At 43.0% G+C, this 230-nt stretch carries 1 protein-coding gene; it reads left to right on the top strand.

From position 1 onward, the window contains the following. Positions 1-230, top strand: a 230-nt coding sequence (locus R0K30_RS23890; RefSeq protein WP_410613560.1) for a toprim domain-containing protein, incomplete at both ends; no start/stop codon positions are given.

Genomic DNA, 230 nt, shown 5'->3' with positions numbered 1-230 from the left:
ACGTTATTTAGGGAAGAAATATAAAGTCAAAGCTTCAATGGGACATGTCCGGGATCTTCCGAAAAGTCAAATGGGAGTTGACATCGAACAGAACTTTGAACCGAAATATATTACGATCCGCGGAAAAGGCCCTGTTTTAAAAGAATTAAAAACAGCGGCAAAGAAAGCAAAAAAAGTCTATCTCGCGGCCGACCCCGACAGAGAAGGAGAAGCGATTGCATGGCATCTCG

Origin of the sequence: Bacillus sp. SIMBA_154, from assembly GCF_046536015.1 — a bacterium.
Classification (GTDB): Bacteria; Bacillota; Bacilli; order Bacillales; family Bacillaceae; genus Bacillus; species Bacillus pumilus_P.
Note: the sequence above shows the minus strand (reverse complement) of the source record. Positions and strands in the feature narration are given on the sequence as shown.